Raw genomic sequence first — 23,270 nt, forward strand, 5'->3', positions numbered from 1 at the left:
TTTGTTGATAAAATACTGACAACTTCAACCCTCAAAATCCTTATTTTTGAAAAACCGTTATTGTTTGATAACGGTTAATTCTTTGCCGCACAATATGTACTTAATTTTTGATACTGAAACCACGGGTCTGCCCCGCAATTACAATGCACCCATTACCGATACGGATAACTGGCCGCGTTGTATACAGATCGCCTGGCAGCTGCATGATGAGATGGGGAGATTGGTTGAACATCAGGATTATCTGGTTAAACCAGAGGGATTTAATATACCTTACGATGCCGAACGGATTCATGGAATCTCAACTGAACTAGCAGCAGAACAAGGTATTGGTTTTGACGAAATGTTGGCTAAGTTTAACGAGGTTTTAAACAAAGCTAAATTTATTGTCGGGCAAAATGTTGGTTTTGACGTGAACATTATGGGTTGCGAGTTTCACCGTTTTGGTGTGGCTAACCGCCTGGCTGAAATGCCCGTTTTGGATACCTGTACCGAAGTTACCGCACAACTTTTACAACTGCCTGGAGGTAGGGGCGGTAAATTTAAATTGCCAACCTTAACCGAATTACATTCCTATTTGTTTGGTGAACCCTTTAATGAAGCCCACAATGCTACTGCCGATGTGGAGGCAACCACGCGTTGTTTCCTGGAGCTGATTAAAAGAGAGGTTTTCAAAAAAGAAGAACTGCTTGTTGATGTAGAATATTTCCCTCGTTTTAGAGAGGTAAACCCTGGCTTAATTCAAGGCGTAGGATTAAGACATATTAATTTAAAGGCTGCATCTGATGAAATCCGCAAGCGCCAGCAAAAAACCGAAGGCAGCGGAATTTCTAAACAAACATTAGCCGATAACAAACAGGAACTTGCAGCCGCAACCTTTGTGCATTTGCATAACCATACGCAGTTTTCAGTATTACAGAGTACCATTAGCATTCCTGATCTGGTCAAAGCCGCAGCTGCACAGAAAATGCCTGCCGTTGCCATGACTGACCATGCCAACATGATGGGTGCTTTCCACTTTGTTAATAACGTACTGAATCATAATAAAGCTGCTGAAGCCAAAAACGCTGCAGCAATAGAAGCTGGCGAACGCCCTACTGAGGTAGTGATGACACCCATAGTTGGCGTAGAGTTTTTTGTGTGTGCAAACCATTTGGACCGTACAGCGAAAGACAATGGCTACCAGATGGTATTGCTGGCCAAAAATAAAAATGGCTATCATAACCTCGCCAAAATGTCGTCGATAGCCTATACCAAAGGATTTTATTACGTGCCGCGTATTGATAGGGAGGTAATAGCGCAATACAAGGAAGATATTATTGTTTTATCGGGTAACATGGGTGGTGAGATTTCGAGTAAGATCTTAAACATGGGCGAAAGCCAGGCAGAAGAGGCGCTGATCTGGTGGAAGGAAATGTTTGGCGACGATTTTTATCTGGAAGTGATGCGCCACAACCAGGAAGATGAAGACCGTGTAAACGAAACATTGATTGCTTTTGCCCGCAAACATGCCGTTAAACTGGTGGCCACCAATAATACTTACTATGTAAGTAAAAAAGATGCCAACGCACATGATATTTTACTCTGTGTTAAAGATGGCGAAAAGCAGGCTACACCGATAGGTCGCGGTCGTGGTTATCGTTATGGTTTACCTAACCAGGAATACTATTTTAAATCAGCTGATGAAATGAAGGCACTTTTTGCTGATCTGCCCGAAGCGATTTTAAATATTCAGGATATTCTGAACAAAATTGAGACCTATAAACTGGCCCGTGAGGTACTGTTACCTAAATTTGATATTCCTGAAGAATTTTTGGTAGCCGAAGATGAAATGGACGGCGGTAAACGTGGCGAGAATAAGTTTTTAAGGCATTTAACTTACGAAGGTGCAAAACGTCGTTATGGAACATTAACCGATGACGTAATTGAACGTCTGGATTTCGAATTGGCCACTATCGAAAAAACAGGTTATCCGGGTTACTTTTTGATTGTACAGGATTTTATTGCTGAGGCGCGTAACCTTGATGTATCAGTAGGGCCAGGTAGGGGGTCAGCTGCAGGTTCAGCGGTGGCTTATTGCCTGGGGATTACCAATATCGATCCGATTAAATACGATCTCCTTTTTGAGCGTTTTCTCAATCCCGATCGTGTATCCATGCCCGATATCGATATCGACTTTGATGATGAGGGGCGTGGCCGTGTAATGGAGTATGTAATTAATAAGTATGGTGCCAATCAGGTAGCGCAGATTATTACTTATGGTACCATGGCCGCTAAATCGTCTATCCGCGATACGGCACGTGTATTGGATTTGCCATTATTTGAGGCCGATAAAATTGCCAAGCTGATTCCGAATATGAAGCTGGCTAAAATATTTAACCTCGACGAGAAAAGTTTAAAAGATGCTTTACGCCCTGATGAATATGAGAAAGTTGTAGAACTGAAAAACCTGGGCAGCCAGAAAGATTTAAGCGCAGAAACTATTCAGCAGGCACAGGTTTTAGAAGGATCGTTACGGAATACGGGTATTCACGCCTGCGGTGTGATTATTACGCCGAGCGATATTACCAATTTCGTTCCCGTATCAGTAGCCAAAGATTCTGATTTATATGTTACCCAGTTTGATAACTCGGTTGTGGAAAGCGCCGGTTTATTAAAAATGGACTTTCTGGGGTTAAAAACCTTAACCCTGATTAAGGATACGGTAAAACTGGTTAAGAAAAGGCATGGTATTGACCTCAATCCCGATAATTTCCCGATTGATGATGTGATGACTTATGAGCTTTTCCAACGCGGAGAAACTATTGGTATTTTCCAGTACGAGAGTCCGGGTATGCAGAAATACATGAAAGAGCTTAAACCAACGGTTTTTGATGACTTAATTGCCATGAACGCTTTGTACCGCCCGGGACCAATGGAATACATCCCAAGTTTCGTTCGCCGTAAAAATGGCGAGGAAGAAATTAAGTACGATTTGGATGCTTGCGAGGAATATTTGAAGGAAACTTACGGAATTACGGTTTACCAGGAACAGGTAATGCTTTTATCGCAAAAGCTGGCTGGCTTTACCAAGGGTGAGGCGGACGTTTTACGTAAGGCCATGGGTAAAAAACAAAAAGACGTTTTGGATAAAATGAAACCAAAGTTTGTGAAACAAGCTTCGGAAAAAGGCCATGATGCTACCGTTTTAGAAAAAATATGGAAGGATTGGGAGGCATTTGCATCCTATGCCTTTAACAAATCGCACTCTACCTGTTATGCATGGATTGCTTACCAAACGGCTTATTTGAAAGCACATTATCCGGCTGAATACATGGCTGCGGTACTATCCAATAACATGAGCGATATTAAGCAGGTGGCATTCTTTATGGAAGAGTGTCGCCAGATGAGTGTTACCGTATTAGGCCCGGATGTGAACGAATCTGACCTGAAATTCTCAGTTAATGCCAAAGGCGAAGTCCGTTTTGGGATGTCGGCAGTAAAAGGAGTGGGTGAGAAGGCGGTGGAGAGTATCATTGAAGAACGCTCAGCCAACGGACCTTATGCCAGCGTGTACGATTTTGCCAAGCGTTCTAATACACGTATTGTAAATAAAAAAGCTTACGAGAGTTTTGTATATAGTGGGGCTTTTGATGCATTTGGCGGACACAGGGCGCAGTATTTTTATATCGGCCCGAACGATAAAATGAATGGCATTGAAAAGATTATTAAATATGCTAATGATTTTCAAAACAATGAAAGCACTTCTCAGGCTTCGCTCTTCGGTGGATCAAAAGCTGATTTGATTTTAGAGCCTAGTTTGCCTGTTTCACCAGAATGGGCGTTAATGGACCGTTTGAAATATGAAAAAGATGCGATCGGGATTTTCCTTTCCGGTCACCCTTTGGATAACTATAAACTCGAACTCGATAAATTTTGTACCAACAGTGTCCGGCAGCTCAGTATCATCAATAAGGTGCGCATGGGCGATAGCAACGAAGAGGTTTTGGCCGAATTCGAAAAATTGAAAAACCGTGAGCTTTGTGTAGGTGGACTGGTGGTAACGGCATCGCAACGGATTACCAAAACGGGTAAACCTTTCGGAACTTTTGTTTTTGAAGATTATGATGATGCCTGTGAAATGGCTTTGTTTGGCGAAGATTTTTTAAAGTTTAAGTCGTTTTTAACCGAAGGGTATTTCTTGCAGATTAGGGGAAGGGTAGGCGAACGTTTCGGAAAAGCCGGCGATTGGGAATTTAAGATAACAGCTATTAACCTCATGTCAGAGCTGCGTGATAAGTTAGCAAAGAGTTTAACTATCCAGGTGCCTATTGAGCGGGTTAACGAGCAGTTAATGAGAGAAATTGAGGCTATATTAGCAGACAATAAGGCAAATTCCGAGCAGCAAAACTGTCAACTTAACTTTGCTGTTTTTGATAGCGAAAAGCAGATTATGCTCGATCTGCCTTCTAAAAATTTAAAGATAAACCCCAATAATAAGTTCTTAGAACAATTAATGGGGATGAATGTTGTAAACTATAAATTGAATTAGCGTCCTGCGTTTGGCGTTAAGCGTTTTGGATGATCTTTACGCTCCACGCTAGCCACTAAGCGCTCAACACATTTACTAAAATAATGTCAAATTGGCATTACAGAATTGGTGGCATTACAATTGAATACATATATTTGAACATAAAAAAAATTAATTATGGCATTAGAAATCACAGATGCAAACTTCGAGGAGCTTGTATTAAAATCAGATAAACCCGTATTAGTAGATTTTTGGGCAGAATGGTGTGGCCCTTGTCGCATGGTTGGTCCAGTTGTAGAAGAGATCGCTAAAGAATATGATGGGAAAGCGGTAGTTGGAAAAGTAAATGTTGATAACAACCCTCAAATTTCAATGCAGTTCGGTATCCGTAATATTCCTGCGTTATTATACTTTAAAGGTGGCGAAGTGGTTGACAAACAAGTTGGCGCTGTTCCAAAATCGGTATTAGCAGAGAAGTTAAACAAGCAATTGGCTTAGTTTAAGCTTAAAGCAAAAAGATCAAAGCTGAAAGGCTTGTAACATATTTAAAACCCAGGTTCATATTAAGAATTTGGGTTTTTTATTGCCGGCATAATTTCGTTTCTTTAATAAAAAAACTAACCATCATGTCTATTCACCTATTTAATAATAAAACTTTATCCATTTTATTGGCTGGACTGGCCATAAACTGTGCTAATATTGCTCGTGTATCGGCGCAAAATCCGGTTGAAACTAATCCTCCTTCCGCTGATTATAAGCCAGCTTTTGCCGGGCAGACCCGTATTGCAGGTGTGAAAACCAAAACCCCATTGGATATTACAGTCATCAATGAGAAGTTGGAAAACCCGTGGGCAATTTCGGTACTTCCTGATGGCCGGTTTTTAATTACCCAAAAACAGGGAACCATGGTGATTTTAAATGCTAATGGGGAACTAAGCAAAAAGATTACTGGTTTACCAAAAGTAGATCCATCTGGTCAGGGAGGTTTATTGGATGTAACTTTAGATCCCAACTTTTCTAAAAATCGGATGATTTATTGGGCTTACTCAGAGCCACAGGAAAAAGGCGTTTTATTAGCCATCGCCAAAGGTAAATTGGCCGCAAACGAAACTACGATCGAAAACCAGACCATTATTTACCGTGCCACGCCAGCTTATTCTGGTAAACTTCAGTACGGATCAAGAATTGTTTTCGATAAAAATGGAAACTTATTTGTGAGTACGGGCGAACGTTCTGGTAACGATATCAGAATACAGGCACAGTATTTAAATTCTTCATTAGGTAAAATTTTACACCTCACGCCAGAGGGAAAAGCAGTGGCAAACGGTCCATTTGCAGGTAAAGCAGATGCCCGACCTGAAATTTATGCTTACGGCCTCCGCAATCCTGACGGCTTAGCCATAAATCCATTAACGGGAGATTTATGGGAAGCAGAATTTGGGCCTAAAGGTGGCGATGAGGTAAACATCATTAAGCCAGGAAAAAATTATGGCTGGCCGATTATTACCTACGGAACAGAATACAGTGGTAAAAAAGTTGGCGAAGGCATTACACAGAAAGAAGGGATGGAACAACCGGTTTATTATTGGAACCCAAGTATATCACCTGGTTGTATCACTTTTTATAACAGCAACAGTATAGCCGAATGGAAAGGCAATTTATTTGTTGGCGGTTTAGGTGGTTCGCACATTATCCGTTTGGTGGTAAAAGATAATAAAATTGTTGGCGAAGAGCGTTTATTGGAAGGCAAAGGCGAACGTTTCCGCGATATGGCAGAAGGAAAAGATGGAGCACTTTATTCAGTAACCGATAATGGACATTTGTACAGAATAGCCAAGAAGTAATATTTATATACTGTTTGGTGAGCCACCAAACAAGGAATTTGATTATTAGACCTCGCAGGTTTCACAGGCCTGCGAGGTTTTTTTATATTTCGAAATAATTGCTTGGTTTTGATAATTACTAAATTGGTCGTTACCCTGAATTTATTTCAGGATCTTTTTTGTTAAATGAATGCTTAAATGATTTCAGTGTGAATAATAGACTCTACATTGGAGATTCTATGTTTTATACATTTTCCTGGTTAAGGAAATTTGGGGTTAAGTTTTTCATCGCATTTTCAGTCCCGCTGTTCGTTTTGTAGTACCCGCACGAGGCCGGTAGCTACCACTATCATCGGGTTTATTTACCAAGGATAGTAACACAATCTTTGCAACCTAAAACCCGACCGTAGCGAGATGCCGATTTTCAATCGGCAGACGCGGGGGCAGGGATGCATAAGCCTCTAAGTACTGCAATTGCTTTCCAAATCACAGGAAATATAATGTATATCAGAACTTTGCTCATTAATCAATATATTTTCGCCATCAAACCCTGATCAGTTTTTACAATTATTTTCTAAATCTTTTATTAGCTTTACGATATGCAGGCTGTAAACTATGAGATCGAAACAAGTTATGGTAATTTAGAATTGCTCGCCCAGCAAGTGGTAGAAGGTTTTATTACAGGCCTACATAAGAGTCCTTTCCATGGCTTTTCGGTTGAGTTTGCCGAACACCGTCAGTACAATAATGGCGATAACGTTAAAAATATAGATTGGAAACTATATGCCAAAACAGATAAACTTTACAGCAAACGTTTCGAAGAAGAAACCAATTTGCGTTGTCAGTTTGTGATTGATGTTTCCTCATCCATGTACTTTCCCGAGCCTAAAAACAATAAACTGAAATTCTCTATACAGGCTGCAGCGTCTTTAATGTACCTGTTAAAGAAACAACGCGATGCTTTTGGACTAAGCCTATTTACCGATGAGATCTTATTCAATTCTCCTGCAAAATCCACAACGGTACATCAGAAATATTTATTTACCCAATTGGAAGAACTGCTACAGAAACCTAAGATAAATGCACATACCAATTTAAGTGAGGCGCTGCACCAGGTGGCAGAACTGATCCATAAGCGTTCGTTGGTGATCATCTTTAGCGACTTGTTTAACACGCAGACCAATACCGATAAAACCGATCAGTTTTTTGACGCCTTGCAACACCTGAAATTTAATAAACATGAGGTGGTGGTTTTTAATGTGGTTGATAAAACAAAAGAATTAGATTTTAATTTTGAAAACCGTCCGTACCAGTTTATTGATATGGAAACCGGCGAAACCATTAAAGTACATACCAATCAGGTAAAGGAGAACTATGTAACCGCGGTTTCTACTTATCGACAAGAGATTGCGCTAAAATGTGCTCAATATAAAATAGACTTAATTGATGCTGATATGAATGAGGGTTTTTATCCAATCCTTCAGTCTTATTTAATCAAAAGGCAAAAATTGGGTTAAAATTTTGTTACAAAACAAGACGGTTTAGGTGCTGTTTTATTAATGATTTAAATTTTAAGCTTCCTGATATGTTACAAAAAGGCGATACTGCACCAGATTTCGAATTAAATGCTACCCCCGATCAGAAAATAAAACTTCAGGATTTTAAGGGTAAGAATGTTATACTGGCTTTTTACCCTGCAGATTGGAGCCCGGTATGCAGCGACCAGATGGCACTTTATAACGAAATGCTAAAATATTTTAATAAATATGATGCGCAGATTTTTGGTGTTTCTGTTGATAGCGTTTGGTGCCACCTGGCCTTTGAAGAAAATAGAAAATTACATTTCCCGCTACTGGCTGATTTTGAACCAAAGGGTGCAGTATCTAAGGCTTATGGAATATATGATGATGAAGTTGGCGAAAGCAAAAGGGCACTGTTTGTTATTGATAAAGAAGGTAAAATTGCATGGAGTTATTTGTCGCCTGTAGCCGTTAACCCTGGTGCAGATGGTATTTTGGATGCACTGGAAGAATTAAGCAAGAAATAAAGAGATGAGTACATTAAAACCTGAAATAAGCAGTGTTGATCATATTCAGGGCACTGATTCTGCAAGTATTACCATTGTTGAATTTGGCGATTATCAGTGTCCATATTGCGGAGATGCCTACCCGATTATGAAAGAAATTGAGGAAACATTTGGCCATCAGATCAGATTTGTTTTTCGTCATTTTCCTTTGGCAAATGCGCATGAATTTGCTTTTCCGGCTGCTATTGCTGCAGAAGCTGCGGGTTTACAAAGTAAATTCTGGGAAATGCACGATGCACTTTACGAAAATCAATACCGCTTAGATGGTGAGCTATTTAATGAATTGGCCGAAACTATTGGTTTGGATTTAGAGCGATTTCAACAAGATAGTGCTTCAGAAGAGATCAAACGAAAAATAGAAGATGATTTTGACAGCGGCGTAAGAAGTGGTGTAAATGGAACCCCTTCATTTTATATAAATGGAACTAAATTCGATGGTGGTGCAACAGATCTTTACCAAATGCTTAAAGAAAGCGCTGAATGATTTTAGAGAAGTCAAGTTTTCAAAACTTGACTTCTCTTTTTACAGAAAATCAACTTCTTTCTGTTTTGAAAAATAGCTGCGAACACTTGATTTTGATCTGGTAAAACCAAAATTTAATAATTATAAAAATTAAAGTTTGTGGCACCTTAATTGGCTTTTCATAAAAATTAGATTGTAGGATTTTACTTAGGCTCAATTAACATTTATGCGAATTAACTAACATTTGAACTTTTTGCCTTAATGAGATCGTCATGCTGAACTTATTTTACAAGTAAGGAGAGTGTTTTCAATTGTCTTGTAGCTACTACGTGGTCAGCATCTTTTTTGCTAGATAGACCCTGAAATAAATTACCTTCGGTGAGCTCGCTAAGGCTCAGTTCATGGTGATGATTATGGCTAAAATATCTATAGGAAACCTTCAAATATAAATCTAAATGGAGTATTATTGACTAATTTTAACAAAAAACCTCATGTATTTTGCAATACATGAGGTATCAGATAAGGGTAACCGGAAAACTAAAAAACTAATTATGAGTTTTTAGAATTTAACAAAATTGAAATCGCTTCGTGTTTTGTTATATCAAAGGTGCACTTCATTTATGAAGTTTTAGTGAAGAAACTTCATCCAGCTATTGCAGCTTTAATGATATTACTTTGATATAAAGTCTTTTCAAGGTCAGATTGGTTCTTTTTGTTTTTAGTGTAAAACAATACATCAGCTTCTATTATTTATTAGCTAGATAGAATCCATCATTTAAAAATATTTTCATGGGTAAAAATGTTGCAGAACAATTGGTTGAAATGCTGGTTGAGTTTGGCGTAAAAAGAATTTATGCCGTTACTGGAGACAGTTTAAATTATTTTAACGACGCAGTAAGAAGAAATGGCAAGATAAAGTGGATCCACGTACGCAATGAAGAGGTTGGTGCTTTTGCTGCTGCAGCCGAAGCAGAGCTTGACGGGATTGCCTGTTGTGCAGGTAGCTGCGGCCCGGGTCATGTGCACCTGATTAACGGTCTCTACGATGCGCACCGTAGCCATGTCCCGGTAATTGCCATTGCTTCAACCATTCCTACAGGCGAATTTGGAATGGACTTTTTTCAGGAAACAAACACCATAAAATTATTTGACGATTGTAGTTATTACAACCAGGTAGCCACTACGGCCGAGCAGGCACCCAGGATGTTTCAAACGGCTGTTCAACATGCCATTCATAAAAAAGGGGTTGCCGTTTTCGGTTTGCCTGGCGATGTAGCCCAACTGGATGCGGTGGAAAGTGTTACTTCTATGCAATTATTCACCAATAAGCCGATAATCCGTCCTTCTGATCAGGAGTTGAAAGATTTATCAGACCTGCTTGATGGCGAAAAGAAAATTATGATCTACTGTGGGATAGGTGCCGCAGAAGCGCATGATGAGGTGGTAGAATTAGCAGCTAAACTCAAAGCACCAGTGGGATTTTCTTTCAGAGGAAAAATGGGCATACAATATAATAATCCTTATGAGGTAGGGATGACAGGACTTTTAGGACAGCCATCTGGATATCATGCCATGCACGAGGCCGATGTGGTGCTTTTATTGGGGACCGATTTTCCTTATGTAAATTTTATGCCTGTTAAGAACAAAATTGTACAAATTGATGAAAAACCGGAGCGTTTGGGCAGAAGGGCTAAATTGACCATGGGTTTATGCGGAAACGTTAGCGATTCGATAAAGGCGTTATTACCGCTGCTGACAGAAGGAAAGGACGACGATTTCTTAAAATCTCAATTAGAATTTTATCAGAAAGTTAAGGAAAGGCAGCAGGTTTATGTTAAAGATCAGGGTGAGGAAAATAAAATCCAACCCGAATTTGTAGCTGAAACTATAAATCGTTTAGCGGCTGATGATGCTATTTTTACGGTAGACACTGGAATGTGCTGCGTTTGGGGAGCACGTTTTATAGATGGAACGGGTAAACGCAAAATGCTGGGTTCTTTTAACCATGGCTCTATGGCGAATGCGATGCCAATGGCCATTGGTGCAGCATTGGCACACCCTGAACAACAAGTAATTGCACTGTGTGGTGATGGTGGCTTATCCATGCTGTTGGGCGATTTGGCTACCATTAAACAATATAACCTGCCAATAAAACTGATTGTATTTAACAACAGGGCTTTAGGTATGGTGAAACTGGAAATGGAGGTTGATGGTTTGCCTGATAATGAAACAGATATGATCAATCCAGATTTTGCCCTGGTAGCACAGGCCATGGGATTTAAAGGAATGACGGTAACCAAACCTGAAGAAGTAGAAACAGCGATTAGTTATGCATTGAATGAAAATGGTCCTGTTTTGTTAAATATCATGACCAATCCGAATGCTTTGGCAATGCCACCAAAAATAGAATGGGAACAAATAAAAGGCATGACAGAATCGATGGCAAAACTGATGCTGGGTGGAAAAATGAGCGAGGTTCTGGATACGATAAAATCGAATTATAAACATTTGGGAGAGGTATTATAAACGAAGAAAACGTCATCTCGAGCGGAGTGCAACGTAGTCGAGAGATCTGCCTAGATAGATCTCTCCCCGCCTGTACGGGCAGGCATTCCACTGCGTTTCAGTCGAGAGGACGGATTCCTTTGAGTATTGAACTGCTATAAATTACCCCTTAATTCCTGTTCGCGTTCCAAAGATTCGAAAAGTGCTTTGAAGTTACCTGCGCCAAAGCTTTGTGCACCTTTACGTTGAATAATCTCGAAGAAAAGGGTAGGGCGGTCTTCAACTGGTTTGGTAAAAATCTGTAAAAGATAACCCTCCTCATCACAATCAACTAAAATGCCCAGGCTCTCCAATAAAGATATTTCTTCATCAATTTTACCTACGCGTTGTGGCATCATATCATAATACGCTTCTGGTGGAGCACTTAAAAATTCCACACCGCGTGATTTTAATTCTTTAACCGTTTTAACAATGTCTTTTGTGGCTACGGCAATATGCTGAACACCTTCGCCCTCATAATATTCCAGGTATTCTTCAATCTGCGATTTCTTTTTACCTTCTGCAGGCTCATTGATCGGAAATTTTGAATAGCCGTTTCCATTACTCATTACTTTACTCATCAAGGCAGAATATTCTGTATTAATCTGCTTGTCATCAAAAGATAGAATATTTACGAAACCCATTACATCCTCATACCATTGTACGGCTTCATTCATGCGGTTCCAACCCACATTTCCCACACAGTGATCAATGTATAGAAGACCGGCATCAGCAGGCTGATAATCGCTTTCCCACACACGGTAACCTGGCATAAAAGTTCCGTTATAATTTTTACGTTCAATGAACATGTGTACGGTTTCGCCATAAGTGTAAATACCACTCATTTTAACCTCGCCATATTCATCTGTTAAGGTTTTTGGCTCCATATATGGTTTCGCGCCACGTTTTGTAGTTTCTTCAAAGGCGCTGTATGCATCATCTACCCAAAGCGCTAATACTTTCACGCCATCGCCATGCTTTTTAACATGCTCTGCTATTGGATGATCAGATTTTAGCGCTGTAGTTAAGATCAGCCTGATTTTACCCTGTTGCAATACATAAGATGCACGATCGCGTACGCCAGTTTCTGGTCCGGCATAAGCCAAGCTTTGAAAACCAAATGCCGTTTTATAGTAATGAGCAGCTTGCTTGGCATTACCCACGTAAAATTCGACATAATCTGTTCCATTAATAGGCAGAAAATCTGGTGCTTTTGATATTTTTTCTGCGAATGTTTGTGTCTCCATTTGTTTGTTATTTAAGTCCGATGTCGGAGGTCCGAAGTCGGATATGATATGTTGTTGTTAAATGTTATAAAGTTGAATGTTGTAAAGTTTAAATGTTTGATAATTGCTCAAATCTATTCCTTTGCACTTTATCCTCGGTCTATGTTCCTACTGAATATTTCTAGGCCACCTTATCTTCTGACCCCAGTCTCCGGACTTCTGACTATTGCTATGCACTTTATCTTCTGACCTCTGTCTTCCTGGCTTCTGACTATTTAAATGCACTTTATCTTCGGGCCTCGGTCTCCGGACTTCTGACTCATTTATTCTACGTTAATTTGCCAGCTTTTATGATAGTTTTCGTCTTCAATATCGAGGGCATCCTGCGTAAGCATCAATGGCTTAAAAGGATCGATCATCACCGCCAGCTCATCCGTTTTTTCCTTACCGATTGACTTTTCTACCGTACCTGGATGTGGTCCGTGTGGGATACCCCCCGGGTGTAAAGTAATCTGTCCTTTTACTACACTTTTGCGGCTCATAAAGTCGCCATCTACATAATAAAGCACTTCGTCGCTATCTACGTTGCTATGATTGTAAGGCGCCGGAATCGAATCAGGATGGTAATCGTATTTACGGGGAACAAAAGAGCAAACCACGAAATTGTGTCCTTCGAAAGTTTGATGTACCGGAGGTGGCTGATGTAACCGGCCTGTTATCGGTTCAAAATCATGTATAGAGAAAGCATAGGGATAATGATAGCCATCCCAGCCTACATAATCAAAAGGGTGCGTGCCATAAGTGTATGGATAAATTAAGCCCTGTTTTTTAATGAGCACTTTAAAATCGCCATATTCATCGTGTGTTTGCAGGTTCTCCGGTAGCCTTAAGTCGCGCTCACAATAAGGCGCATGCTCCATTAACTGTCCATATTGATTTAAATATCTTTTTGGCGCTCTTAAAGGACTAAAACTTTCAACAATGAACAACCGGTTTTGTTCAGTATCAAAGTCCATCTGATAAATAGTGCCTCTTGGGATAATCAGATAATCGCCATATGCAAATTTGATTTCTCCAAATCCTGTTTTCAGCTTTCCAGAGCCTTCATGTACGAAGATCATCTCATCGGCCTGACTATTTTTGTAGAAATAATCGGTCATCGATTTTCGTGGTGCAGCCAAAACGATGTGCAGATCGCTATTGACTAGAACAGCTTTTCTACTTTCTAGAAAATCATCTTCTGGTTTAACGTTGAAACCAATTAAACTGGTATGCTTCAGGTGCTTTTCGCGCGCTATTTTTGGTTCAACGCTGTAAGGCTCACCTAAATGTTTTACGATGGTTGGCGGGTGGCAATGATAAACCAATGAATATAAACTGGAAAAACCCTCGGTTGATACCAATTCTTCGGCATAAAGATTTCCATCAGGTTTACGAAAAACCGTGTGACGTTTTGCCGGAATCTGCCCCAATTTATGATAAACAGGCATAATTAAATGGTGTTATGGTTAGAAAGAAAAATCCTAATGAATTAACAATTAAAACGGCGACGCGTTTCAATTTAAAAAGAAGAATGAATGAAAACTACAAAGAGTATTGAGCCATGATCAGCTTGGATAGCATATTATAACGACGGGCCGCAATGGCGTCGTTTACCAGATTAATATGTAATGCTTTTAAGATCATGCTTTTAATGGTACCAAGGTAAGTATTTTATTTAGAAGTTAAAATTTTAATTAGCTTTAATTACATCTGCAAATTATACTTTATCAAAATAATCATGCTTAAGTTTTATTTTGAATGGGCTAATTGCTTAGCTTTACCGCGTATTTAACCAAATCATATATGAAATTAGTATCTTATAAAACCGAAGAAAGGGAGCATCTTGGCATATTTATCGATGGACATATTTACAACTTAAATAGTTGCGATAAATTGCTTCCGGATAATATGAGTATGTTTCTCGAAGGTGGCGAAGTGTTAATGGAGCGGGCAAAAAGGATAGATGATCAAATAAAAGATGGAAGTTTAGCCGCTAAAGAGGAGATTTTTTACGAGATTCTGGCACCTGTTCCACATCCTACAAGTTGTCGTGATGGTTACGCTTTCAGGCAGCATGTTGCTGCGGCGCGTAGGAACAGAAAGGTAGATATGATTCCTCAGTTTGATGAATATCCGATCTTTTATTTTACTAATCATAATGCTATCCAGGGAACAGGGGAAATTGAATGTATGCCAGATCATTTTGATAAGCTGGATTTCGAACTGGAGCTTGCCATTGTTATTGGTAAAAAAGGTAGAAATATTAAAGCTGCCGAGGCTGATGAATACATTGCAGGTTATATGGTAATGAACGATATGAGTGCCCGTACTTTGCAGATGGAAGAGATGTTATTGAATTTAGGCCCTGCAAAAGGAAAAGATTTTTCGACTGTGATTGGTCCATGGCTGGTAACGCCTGATGAATTGTTGCCCTACAAAGTGGCTCCTAAGGAAGGACATGTTGGCAATGCTTACGACCTTAAAATGACCTGCCGGGTAAATGGGGTTGAAGTTTCTAAAGGAAATGCTGCCGATATGGACTGGACTTTTGCTGAAATTATAGAACGTTGTGCTTACGGTGTAGATATTCTTCCTGGAGATGTTATTGGTTCTGGAACAGTGGGAACAGGCTGCTTTCTGGAATTAAACGGTACAGGCTTACTTAATGATCCAAATTATAAAGTACAATGGCTGCAACCTGGTGATGTGGTGGAGATGGAGATAACGGGTTTAGGTGCATTAACCAATACGATTACGAAAGCTGATACGGATTTTTCGATCCTGGCGTTGAAGAAGTAGTAAGGTTAAAGTTGAAAGTTCAAAAGTTGTAAATTGCGGAAATTGACTGAAGTTATTTTGAGGTCAATTTATTTAATGGTGGATTATGATGCAGTCGTCATCCTGAATTCATTTCAGGACCTTGTTGATTAGATGCTGAAACAAGTTCAGCATGACGATCGTTACTAAAAACCTATAGCAATAATATAATCAAAGGAACTTAGACTACTTAGCTTAGCATTTCTATATAGCTGAAAGCCACGGTTATTATCCGATTTCATCTAGAATAATATCTTTTGCAGGGACAGCTATTTCCCAATAACTAATTGCATTTTCTTAAAACGAATATTAAATTAATCATTTAAAGTTTTGGTTTCAATTAAAATCGAAGATTTAACCCCGGTAGAACTGCAAAACTACCTGCAATACGCTATCGCTCCGCGACCGATCTGTTTTGCCTCAACTATTGATGCCGAAGGAAATATAAATTTAAGTCCCTTCAGTTTCTTTAATATGTTCAGCACCAATCCGCCTATTTGTATTTTTTCGCCATCGAGGAGAGTGCGCGATAATACCACTAAACATAGTTTGGAAAATGTACTGCAGGTTAAAGAATGTGTAATTAATATTGTAAACTACGATATGGTGCAGCAGATGAGTTTGGCCAGTACCGAATATGCTAAAGGTGTAAATGAGTTTGAGAAGGCAGGGTTTACGATGTTAAAATCTGATTTTGTACGGCCACCAAGAGTTGCAGAAGCGCCTGTACAGTTCGAGTGTGTGGTAAATGAAGTGATTGCTTTAGGTGATAGCCACGGTGCCGGAAACTTGGTACTGGCTGAAATAAAAGTGATTCATATTAACGAAGCGGTTTTAGATGAAAATGGCAGGATAGATCAGCATAAAATGGATCTTGTTGCACGTTTGGGTGGCGACTGGTATTGCAGGGTTACCAGCGATAACTTGTTTAAAGTAGCAAAACCATTGGCGAAACTGGGGATTGGGGTAGACCGTTTACCACAATCAGTTCGTTATTCTAAAGTATTAACAGGAAATGATTTGGGTATGCTCGGCAATGTTGAACAAATACCGGCAGATGAAGAAATCGATCTCATCAGCACAAATCCTGAAGTAAAAGAAATACTTGATGCCACCATTGGCGACAGCACTAACCGTGAAAGGGAATTGCACGAACTGGCGAAGAAGTTCCTGCATACAGGGGATGTTGATTTTGCTTTAAAGGTTGTTTTATTGTAAATTTATAAGCGAAATTTTCTGCTATGTATACCATTGTTCAAGTAGACCAATACATTATCAATTCGGCAGAATTTGCCATCCCGATTTTAGACCATTTAAGAAATCTGGTGCATAAAGCCGACGCAAGAATTGAAGAGAAAATTAAATGGGGGATGCCGTTCTTCGATTATAAAGGTACGGTTTGCCATATGGCTTCGTTCAAACATCATTGCGCTTTCGGTTTTTGGAAAGGTGCTTTAATTAACGATGAATATGGTATTTTCAAAGAACGGTCTGAATCCATGGGCTTATTGGGCAAAATAAAATCTTTTGACGATCTGCCTGCGGATGAAATCCTTATCGCTTACATTCAACAGGCTATTCAATTAAATGAGGATAATGTAAAGCTGCCCTCAAAACCAAAATCTACAGAGAAAAAGGAAATTATGGTGCCGGAATATTTTATGGAGGCTTTACAGGAAGATCCCGCAGCATTAGCGGTATTCCAGAATTTTAGTCCTTCCAATAAAAAAGATTATATTTTGTGGTTGGAAGAGGCTAAAACAGAAGCTACCAGATTAAAAAGATTGGAAACCACACTAACATGGCTGGCTGAAGGCAAAACAAGGATGTGGAAGTATAAAAAGTAATTAAAGGATACTCACAATTTTCATAAAACGGTCTTTATAGTGGCCGTTAAGATCGGTAATGGTTACCTGGTGGGCTTTCCCCGATGAAGCATGAATAAATTTGATGCCGTTTTCATCAATCGAATAAACAATCCCAACGTGACCGATCCTTCTTACTCTTGAATTGGTGCCTGTAAAAATCAACACATCACCCACTTTTGCATTTTCCAAACTGGTTTCTTTACCCGCATAGCTAAACTCTCTCGAAGAACGCGGAACCTTGAATCCGAAATTACTGAATACATAACTCACAAAGCCAGAGCAATCGAAACCAACTTTTGGGTTGCTTGTAGCGTAACGATAAGGGATGCCTAACATACTTTTAGCAAAATCGATAAGGGTTGTCGAATTTGTGGAAGAACTGTTTTCCGTAACTGTAGTATTTTTAGGAAGATTGGCCACTAATTTCTTAACCAGTTCCTGGTATTGTGCAGGTAAAATTGTTTGGGCTTTTCCTGCCGAGGCAGACAAAATGAAAAACAAAATTGGGACTATTATTTTCTTCATATGTTGGGGCCAAAGATATGAAAAATATATAAAGTGTATTAAAATGTTGAAAACCAGTTAAAACAAAAAAGTCCGGATGGCTACCCGGACTTAAATTAAGATATTTAGCTTCTATTAAATGCTTGGAAACATCGTTTGAGCTTTGTCGCCAATTAACGGAAGCGGTTTTAGTTCGCCATTATTTGCGCTTATCGCACCTATAATAATTAAAATCAGGTAGCCGATGTAAACTACATAACTTAAGTAGCCGAATATTGCAGTTGGTATGATCATAACTAACACGGTTACTGCTACATTAAGTACGATTATAGCCAGATGAAGCAATAGAGATTGCCTTAAGTGATAACTGGATAGCGCTGTTTTATTGTCTTTGTACATAGCAAAGTACGATATTAACCAACCAATTAGAAAGATGTAACTTACAACAACAGCATTTTTACCGCTGTCAACTGTTTTAAAGGGAGAATTTGTTTCCATAGATTTTTTTAGTTTTTCGATGCCGCAAATTACTAAAAAATATCAAATTATGGCGTGGTAACGGCTACAGGTAAAATTTTTCCATTGAAAAACTTATGTCCGGTTTTAGCAAAATCAGCAACATATTTTCCCATTTCAAATGCCATCACCGGACTTTGATATCCCGGGAAAGCTGCTTCCAGCATTTCGGTCTGGGCTGATCCTAAAGCAAGGCAATTAATTTTTATTCCTATTTCTGCCAGTTCAAAAGCCAAACATTCTGTTAGGGTATGCAGGGCCGCTTTACTTGCTGCGTAAGCAGAAAGTCCTGAAAATTTTACGCTTCCCTGAAAGCCGCCCATGCTACCAATATTGACAATGTGGCTTCCGCTTTGCATTAAAGGTAAAAGGTTCTGGATCATTCTGAAATGTGAAATCACATTACTCTGTAACATCTCGCCAAGATCAATTTCTGTAGTTTCTAAAAATGGTTTGTTAATTAAAGCACCTGCATTATTGATCAAGATGTCGATCGTACCTAAACGTTCTTTCAAAAAAGGAATCAGCGCTGCGTAATCATCGTTTACAATGTCAAATTCTACCGGTAAAAGTGTACAATCAGGATTAATGCCACGGGCAATCTCCAGCAGTTTACGTAATTTATCTGCCGAACGGGCAATGGCGACAATTTTATTCTCTTTATGTAAGCAAAACTCTAAAGCGGTTTCGAAACCGATTCCGCTACTGGCACCTGTAATTATAATGTTCATTAAAAAATGTTAAAAATTGTTTGTAAAGTTAAAAGGTTGAAGATATAGGAATTAAATATTTTTACGAATTGAGCGGATTAACAAGTATAACAGTGCTATTTAATTTTTAAAAATCAGCAATATTATTTGTTAAGAGTTTTCCATTCATTACTTGTGCTGTAGCGTAGATAATAGCATCCGGCAGTTTGATTTTGTTAGTTTTTCTTAGAGCTATAGTCATATTTACTATAGCATCATTTAAAGGTATGACATTTAAAGAACCAATTAGCTTGCTGATGTATTTTTCTTCCAATCTGTCTTTAAATTTATACCCAAGCAATTCCATTTTTGATATGATGGAAATTGAATAAATGATATTTTCTGCAAATACTTTTTCGGGAGCTAAAAGTTTTTTAGATAAATAGATAACAATGTTCGTATCAAATATTACGTTCCCATTCATCTCTTAAATCACTTTGCCATTTAGATGGATCTTCAATATCCTTAAACATTAAGTTCCCTTCTGTATTATCAATTGCTTTTTTTAATTTCTGATAAGATCCCCTGGGCTCCTCAACCATATTGGGCTGATGGGTTTTGATATCAACATCTTCTACAAAAGATAATGCCTTAAGCATCTTTTCAAGAAGCGCAGCATTTTGTTCATTATCTACTTGTACTGTGATAGTTGTCATAAAGTAAAGTTAACGAATTTAAAGTGATAAATCAATCTTCCACCAGTAGCTGACTTACCGGGTTTTTAATTACATGTAAACCATCATTGATCAATTTGGTGTGGTCTGATTCTTTGCCGGCCTTAATTTCAAGATAGACCTGAATTTCCTTTTCCAGTTGATGATAAGCATCTTTATGGTAAATAATCTCCAAAATTTCTAAGGCACAAAGCCAGTCTTGCCTGTGGTTTGCTTTTAGTTGTAAGAAGATTTCGCTAAGCTGATCCATGTTTTCACCGCTTTCCCTAATCGCTCTAACTGTTTGATATAAACCGTGCAGTTTTAATGTTTTATCGTCATAAGTAATTTGATGCGTTTTCTCCTTGCTAACTAATGTGATCTCTTCATAAGCATCTTTGTCAGCGGCTCCGTTAAAAACCGAAAATATGGTTTCGCCTATAGCCATATCGTAAATACCCCATTCAGGTTTAAACAATATATTTCCGTTACTTTCGCTAACTGTACAATCATTAAAGGCAATTAAGAGAAGCTTATTGTTTTCTATAACCATATCTTTAACTGTACCTGTTACGCTGATACCGCTTTCAAAAGTTAGTGCGCTTTTTACACCTTTGATGATGTTCAGCGATTGTAGTTCTGATAGGCTGTAATCCTCAAATGGTTTACCCGCTCCCTTTAAGCGTCCCACAGGTGAGGAAAAGCCATCAGCGTGGTAATCTTTACCATGTTCAGCCAGTTGTGTATTGTTAAAAGCTAGGGCAGACGGTCCTGTAGTTTTAATAAACGTGACTTCATCATTAGGGTTAATGCCCATATCGGTAAAAATACCGCTAACCTGCACGCCAGAGCTGTAAACAGCGGTAGCTACATTTTTACAGGCAATTGCTTTCATTATACTTTCAGCTCCACCCTTTCTAAAGGCCATGGTATTGGCAAAGGTTTCCAAAACATCAATCAGGTTTTGAAAAGTTTCGGTTACAAAAAGCTGCGGTTGCGGCTTGGTAATATCGTAAGCATAGTTAACGGTATCCATGTTGTACCAAAGTTTCGCTACATCTTTTTGCATGCAGGTTGCACTTTCCCCAATAGAAGAAAGTAAGCCGGCACCATAAATTTTCGGATTTTCTAAAGTGCCGATCAGGCCATACTCTACTGTCCACCAATGTAAACGACCAAGTAATGCCATTTCAGATGGCTCGCCCATGTTTTCACTAATGTATCGCAGTTCCTTTTCTGCCTGGGCAATCTGCAATTCGTCAGCATCTATGGCTTCTTTCAGAATGGATAATTTTCTAATGGCCTCGTAAAGCTCAAAATCTTTTGCCGAAAACATGGCTTTTGCACCAATTGAGCCAAAATAACTTAAATAATTATTGTAATCGGTATCGGCAATAATAGGTGCATGCCCGGCACTTTCATGTATAATATCAGGCGCAGGAGTATATTCGATGTGGTTAATCTGGCGGATATCGGCAGCAATTACCAATACGCGATAGGCCTGATATTCCATAAAGGCTGCAGGTGGAATAAAACCATCAACTGTTACGGCGCCCCAACCAATCTTGCCGAGATTATCATTCATCGTTTGCAAATCGGGGATGTATTCTATACTCAAACCAGCCCGCTGTAAACCTTTTATATAAGGATAGTAGGCAACATTTTTAAGATAGCTATAATTCTGGCGCATTACATACCGCCATACCGCCTGGTCTATAGGCGTGTATTTCTCATAATTTTGTGCAACAATAAACTGCTTTAAATGATTGGGCAATTTAGCTACCTGCGCATTATTAAAATCATTAAAATGGCTCATGGTTATTTATGAAATAAGTTGGTCGGCAGCTAAGTTAGGCGGTTGCTTTTATCTTAACAAGAAAGCCGTTGCATAAATTAACAGGTTAACGTAATAAAGGTTTCAGTTAGCTAAAAATGATGGATTAATAATTTGGAAAGGCACTGCAGCATTTTATCGGGAGGCTCCGGTCGGGCTGTTCGCTATATCTCCGATGAAATCTGTGAAACAAGCAATCACTCCAAAAAAAAAACAAAAAATAGTGCTTAAATCGGAGGATGCCGCTTCCATCCCGTTTAGGTATAAAGGTTTGTGGTGATGGGCCTGGTTTTAGTAGTCGCTAAAATTATCCGTGTAAATCTGTGTCTCCGTGGCAAACAACTACAAATCCTTTTTTTCTTTTTTATCTCCAATTTTCTTTACACTGAATGTAAAATAGTGCTGGTATAAATAACTGAAAAGTGCCATTGAAACAGAGACCAGTATTCTAGATAGTATAGATAAAGTTGGATAATCTCTCAAAAGTTCCAGCAAAAACTTCAGGAAAACATAAGTGGCGAGAATAGTGATAAATTGAAGGTTTAAAAACCTGAACAGCTGTACCCTTCCCTTTAATTCGCTATGCGTAAATATAACGTATTTGTTGAGCAAAAAACTGGTTGGGATAGCAACCGAATAGTCAACCAACAAAGAAGCGGTTTCTCTTTGAAGCACAATGGCACCAAAACTGACTTCCTCTGTTTTAAAAATAACAAAATAAGCGAAATAATAGACCAGGATACCCAGTAACAATGTGCTGCCACCAGTAACCATGTACCTGAAATTATGAAGGGAAATAAACTTTTTAAAAGGGGGGTGAAAAAAATCTATTATAGCTAAAATTGCTTTGCGCATTACTTAAACTGTTCGTTGTTATTTTAGGCGCAATTTACAATAAATTTCTATTGTCCGGTAAGAGATCGTTTGGTGTTTATTTTTCATCATGCTGGGTAGGGGCTAAAGCTACAAAATCAATCACCGCACACCAGGCGTAAGATGGATGGGGCTGAATGCTTACGCCAACGGTATTCAGTTTGTATTTCTGATCGATCAGGGTAAACCGGTGACCAAGGGAGGGAACGCCACAATCTAACAATAAATGGCATACAATGTCCAAACTATTCGAAAAACCAAAGTTAATATTTTCGCTCATGACTTTATTCGGAAAATATTTGGATAAACGCTTTGAAAACTGATCTCCGTTGCTGCTTTCGTGTGTGTTGAGATTGTTTCGGTTAAGGTCCTGGGCATGGCTACGGCTTAAAGCGGTTAGTTTATCATTAGGGTAAAATACCGGTAGATTTTTTATGCTCCTCAGATGCTTTAATAAAGAAGTATAATAGCTGTTATTACGGGTAATGCGCAGTTCATTGTAATTTCTATATTGCTTAACCTTTGTGTTATAGTTATTGATGTAATCTTCTAAAAAAGTATAATAAAACTTCTCACCATCAATGCGGATCAGGTTCATATACATCACCACATTTTTCTCTTCGTTGGTTAAATAATTAGCATTTGCTGCGGTATTTGCCCTCTGGAACTCGGCACCAGTCCACTTTTGAGCATTTACGCTAGAAACAAAAAAGAATAAAAAAATAGGTGGAAATATTTTATACATCGGGTGGTTTTCATGGATAA

At 38.9% G+C, this 23,270-nt stretch carries 20 protein-coding genes; 10 read left to right on the forward strand and 10 right to left on the reverse strand.

Annotated features, from left to right (window positions below):
* The first annotated feature begins 94 nt into the window (after window positions 1-94).
* The 7 genes from dnaE (at window position 95) to PGN18_RS16735 (ending at window position 11,405) form a co-directional block, all read left to right on the forward strand.
* Window positions 95-4,528: a DNA polymerase III subunit alpha gene (gene dnaE / locus PGN18_RS16705; protein WP_335320743.1), complete on the forward strand. Its 4,434-nt coding sequence runs from the start codon at window positions 95-97 to the stop codon at window positions 4,526-4,528.
* Between the two features lie 156 nt (window positions 4,529-4,684).
* Window positions 4,685-5,005, forward strand: a complete 321-nt coding sequence (trxA, locus tag PGN18_RS16710) for a thioredoxin (protein WP_039482143.1) — start codon at window positions 4,685-4,687, stop codon at window positions 5,003-5,005.
* A 128-nt stretch (window positions 5,006-5,133) separates the two neighbouring features.
* Window positions 5,134-6,351 carry a PQQ-dependent sugar dehydrogenase gene (locus PGN18_RS16715; protein ID WP_335320744.1) on the forward strand — a complete coding sequence of 406 codons (1,218 nt, stop codon included), beginning with the start codon at window positions 5,134-5,136 and terminating at the stop codon, window positions 6,349-6,351.
* Between the two features lie 578 nt (window positions 6,352-6,929).
* The gene (locus PGN18_RS16720) at window positions 6,930-7,847 is read left to right on the forward strand and encodes a DUF58 domain-containing protein (protein WP_335320745.1); all 918 of its coding nucleotides are present in this window, start codon (window positions 6,930-6,932) and stop codon (window positions 7,845-7,847) included.
* Window positions 7,848-7,915: 68 nt separating this feature from the next.
* A complete protein-coding gene (locus PGN18_RS16725; protein ID WP_335320746.1) occupies window positions 7,916-8,377 on the forward strand; it encodes a redoxin domain-containing protein in 462 nt (153 codons plus the stop codon).
* 4 nt (window positions 8,378-8,381) lie between these two features.
* Complete coding sequence (locus PGN18_RS16730) at window positions 8,382-8,900, forward strand: DsbA family protein (protein WP_335320747.1); 519 nt, start codon at window positions 8,382-8,384, stop codon at window positions 8,898-8,900.
* Window positions 8,901-9,668: 768 nt separating this feature from the next.
* A complete protein-coding gene (locus PGN18_RS16735) occupies window positions 9,669-11,405 on the forward strand; it encodes a thiamine pyrophosphate-dependent enzyme (protein ID WP_335320748.1) in 1,737 nt (578 codons plus the stop codon).
* A gap of 134 nt (window positions 11,406-11,539) precedes the next feature.
* Here the strand turns inward: PGN18_RS16735 and hppD are convergent, their stop codons facing one another.
* The gene (hppD, locus tag PGN18_RS16740; RefSeq protein ID WP_335320749.1) at window positions 11,540-12,670 is read right to left on the reverse strand and encodes a 4-hydroxyphenylpyruvate dioxygenase; all 1,131 of its coding nucleotides are present in this window, start codon (window positions 12,668-12,670) and stop codon (window positions 11,540-11,542) included.
* A 302-nt stretch (window positions 12,671-12,972) separates the two neighbouring features.
* Window positions 12,973-14,139, reverse strand: coding sequence for a homogentisate 1,2-dioxygenase (locus PGN18_RS16745; RefSeq protein WP_335320750.1), 1,167 nt, complete (start codon window positions 14,137-14,139; stop codon window positions 12,973-12,975).
* A gap of 355 nt (window positions 14,140-14,494) precedes the next feature.
* Here PGN18_RS16745 and PGN18_RS16750 point away from each other — a divergent pair, with 355 nt between their 5' ends.
* The 3 genes from PGN18_RS16750 to PGN18_RS16760 all read left to right on the forward strand — a co-directional run bounded on the left by PGN18_RS16750 (window position 14,495) and on the right by PGN18_RS16760 (window position 17,355).
* Window positions 14,495-15,490 carry a fumarylacetoacetate hydrolase family protein gene (locus PGN18_RS16750; protein ID WP_335320751.1) on the forward strand — a complete coding sequence of 332 codons (996 nt, stop codon included), beginning with the start codon at window positions 14,495-14,497 and terminating at the stop codon, window positions 15,488-15,490.
* Window positions 15,491-15,838: 348 nt separating this feature from the next.
* On the forward strand, window positions 15,839-16,726 hold the full coding sequence (locus tag PGN18_RS16755; protein WP_335320752.1) for a flavin reductase family protein: 888 nt from the start codon (window positions 15,839-15,841) through the stop codon (window positions 16,724-16,726).
* A gap of 23 nt (window positions 16,727-16,749) precedes the next feature.
* Window positions 16,750-17,355 carry a YdeI/OmpD-associated family protein gene (locus PGN18_RS16760; RefSeq protein ID WP_335320753.1) on the forward strand — a complete coding sequence of 202 codons (606 nt, stop codon included), beginning with the start codon at window positions 16,750-16,752 and terminating at the stop codon, window positions 17,353-17,355.
* Here PGN18_RS16760 and PGN18_RS16765 read toward each other — a convergent pair whose 3' ends face one another.
* The 8 genes from PGN18_RS16765 to PGN18_RS16800 form a co-directional block, all read right to left on the reverse strand.
* A complete protein-coding gene (locus PGN18_RS16765) occupies window positions 17,356-17,901 on the reverse strand; it encodes a C40 family peptidase (RefSeq protein ID WP_335320754.1) in 546 nt (181 codons plus the stop codon).
* Window positions 17,902-18,015: 114 nt separating this feature from the next.
* Complete coding sequence (locus PGN18_RS16770) at window positions 18,016-18,378, reverse strand: DUF4870 domain-containing protein (protein WP_335320755.1); 363 nt, start codon at window positions 18,376-18,378, stop codon at window positions 18,016-18,018.
* A gap of 47 nt (window positions 18,379-18,425) precedes the next feature.
* Window positions 18,426-19,127 (reverse strand): SDR family oxidoreductase, encoded by a 702-nt coding sequence (locus PGN18_RS16775; RefSeq protein ID WP_335320756.1) that lies wholly within the window; start codon window positions 19,125-19,127, stop codon window positions 18,426-18,428.
* Between the two features lie 106 nt (window positions 19,128-19,233).
* Window positions 19,234-19,569 carry a type II toxin-antitoxin system VapC family toxin gene (locus tag PGN18_RS16780; protein ID WP_335320757.1) on the reverse strand — a complete coding sequence of 112 codons (336 nt, stop codon included), beginning with the start codon at window positions 19,567-19,569 and terminating at the stop codon, window positions 19,234-19,236.
* Entirely contained in the window at window positions 19,547-19,801 is a 255-nt protein-coding gene (locus PGN18_RS16785) for a hypothetical protein (RefSeq protein WP_335320758.1), read from the reverse strand. Before PGN18_RS16785 ends, PGN18_RS16780 begins: the two co-directional genes overlap by 23 nt.
* A 31-nt stretch (window positions 19,802-19,832) precedes the next feature.
* Window positions 19,833-21,614 carry an aromatic amino acid hydroxylase gene (locus tag PGN18_RS16790; protein ID WP_335320759.1) on the reverse strand — a complete coding sequence of 594 codons (1,782 nt, stop codon included), beginning with the start codon at window positions 21,612-21,614 and terminating at the stop codon, window positions 19,833-19,835.
* Window positions 21,615-21,974: 360 nt separating this feature from the next.
* On the reverse strand, window positions 21,975-22,487 hold the full coding sequence (locus PGN18_RS16795) for a GtrA family protein (protein WP_335320760.1): 513 nt from the start codon (window positions 22,485-22,487) through the stop codon (window positions 21,975-21,977).
* Window positions 22,488-22,563: 76 nt separating this feature from the next.
* Window positions 22,564-23,250: a CAP domain-containing protein gene (locus tag PGN18_RS16800; RefSeq protein ID WP_335320761.1), complete on the reverse strand. Its 687-nt coding sequence runs from the start codon at window positions 23,248-23,250 to the stop codon at window positions 22,564-22,566.
* Window positions 23,251-23,270 lie beyond the last annotated feature (20 nt).

The organism is Pedobacter terrae, from assembly GCF_036946585.1.
Classification (GTDB): domain Bacteria; phylum Bacteroidota; class Bacteroidia; order Sphingobacteriales; family Sphingobacteriaceae; genus Pedobacter; species Pedobacter terrae_C.

Bases quoted from the DNA above. Each gene is read 5' to 3' on its own strand.
- dnaE (WP_335320743.1), top strand. From the start codon at position 95: ATGTACTTAATTTTTGATACTGAAACCACGGGTCTGCCCCGCAATTAC.
- trxA (WP_039482143.1), top strand. From the start codon at position 4,685: ATGGCATTAGAAATCACAGATGCAAACTTCGAGGAGCTTGTATTAAAA.
- PGN18_RS16715 (WP_335320744.1), top strand. From the start codon at position 5,134: ATGTCTATTCACCTATTTAATAATAAAACTTTATCCATTTTATTGGCT.
- PGN18_RS16720 (WP_335320745.1), top strand. From the start codon at position 6,930: ATGCAGGCTGTAAACTATGAGATCGAAACAAGTTATGGTAATTTAGAA.
- PGN18_RS16725 (WP_335320746.1), top strand. From the start codon at position 7,916: ATGTTACAAAAAGGCGATACTGCACCAGATTTCGAATTAAATGCTACC.
- PGN18_RS16730 (WP_335320747.1), top strand. From the start codon at position 8,382: ATGAGTACATTAAAACCTGAAATAAGCAGTGTTGATCATATTCAGGGC.
- PGN18_RS16735 (WP_335320748.1), top strand. From the start codon at position 9,669: ATGGGTAAAAATGTTGCAGAACAATTGGTTGAAATGCTGGTTGAGTTT.
- hppD (WP_335320749.1), bottom strand. From the start codon at position 12,670: ATGGAGACACAAACATTCGCAGAAAAAATATCAAAAGCACCAGATTTT.
- PGN18_RS16745 (WP_335320750.1), bottom strand. From the start codon at position 14,139: ATGCCTGTTTATCATAAATTGGGGCAGATTCCGGCAAAACGTCACACG.
- PGN18_RS16750 (WP_335320751.1), top strand. From the start codon at position 14,495: ATGAAATTAGTATCTTATAAAACCGAAGAAAGGGAGCATCTTGGCATA.
- PGN18_RS16760 (WP_335320753.1), top strand. From the start codon at position 16,750: ATGTATACCATTGTTCAAGTAGACCAATACATTATCAATTCGGCAGAA.
- PGN18_RS16765 (WP_335320754.1), bottom strand. From the start codon at position 17,901: ATGAAGAAAATAATAGTCCCAATTTTGTTTTTCATTTTGTCTGCCTCG.
- PGN18_RS16770 (WP_335320755.1), bottom strand. From the start codon at position 18,378: ATGGAAACAAATTCTCCCTTTAAAACAGTTGACAGCGGTAAAAATGCT.
- PGN18_RS16775 (WP_335320756.1), bottom strand. From the start codon at position 19,127: ATGAACATTATAATTACAGGTGCCAGTAGCGGAATCGGTTTCGAAACC.
- PGN18_RS16780 (WP_335320757.1), bottom strand. From the start codon at position 19,569: ATGAATGGGAACGTAATATTTGATACGAACATTGTTATCTATTTATCT.
- PGN18_RS16785 (WP_335320758.1), bottom strand. From the start codon at position 19,801: ATGACAACTATCACAGTACAAGTAGATAATGAACAAAATGCTGCGCTT.
- PGN18_RS16790 (WP_335320759.1), bottom strand. From the start codon at position 21,614: ATGAGCCATTTTAATGATTTTAATAATGCGCAGGTAGCTAAATTGCCC.
- PGN18_RS16795 (WP_335320760.1), bottom strand. From the start codon at position 22,487: ATGCGCAAAGCAATTTTAGCTATAATAGATTTTTTTCACCCCCCTTTT.
- PGN18_RS16800 (WP_335320761.1), bottom strand. From the start codon at position 23,250: ATGTATAAAATATTTCCACCTATTTTTTTATTCTTTTTTGTTTCTAGC.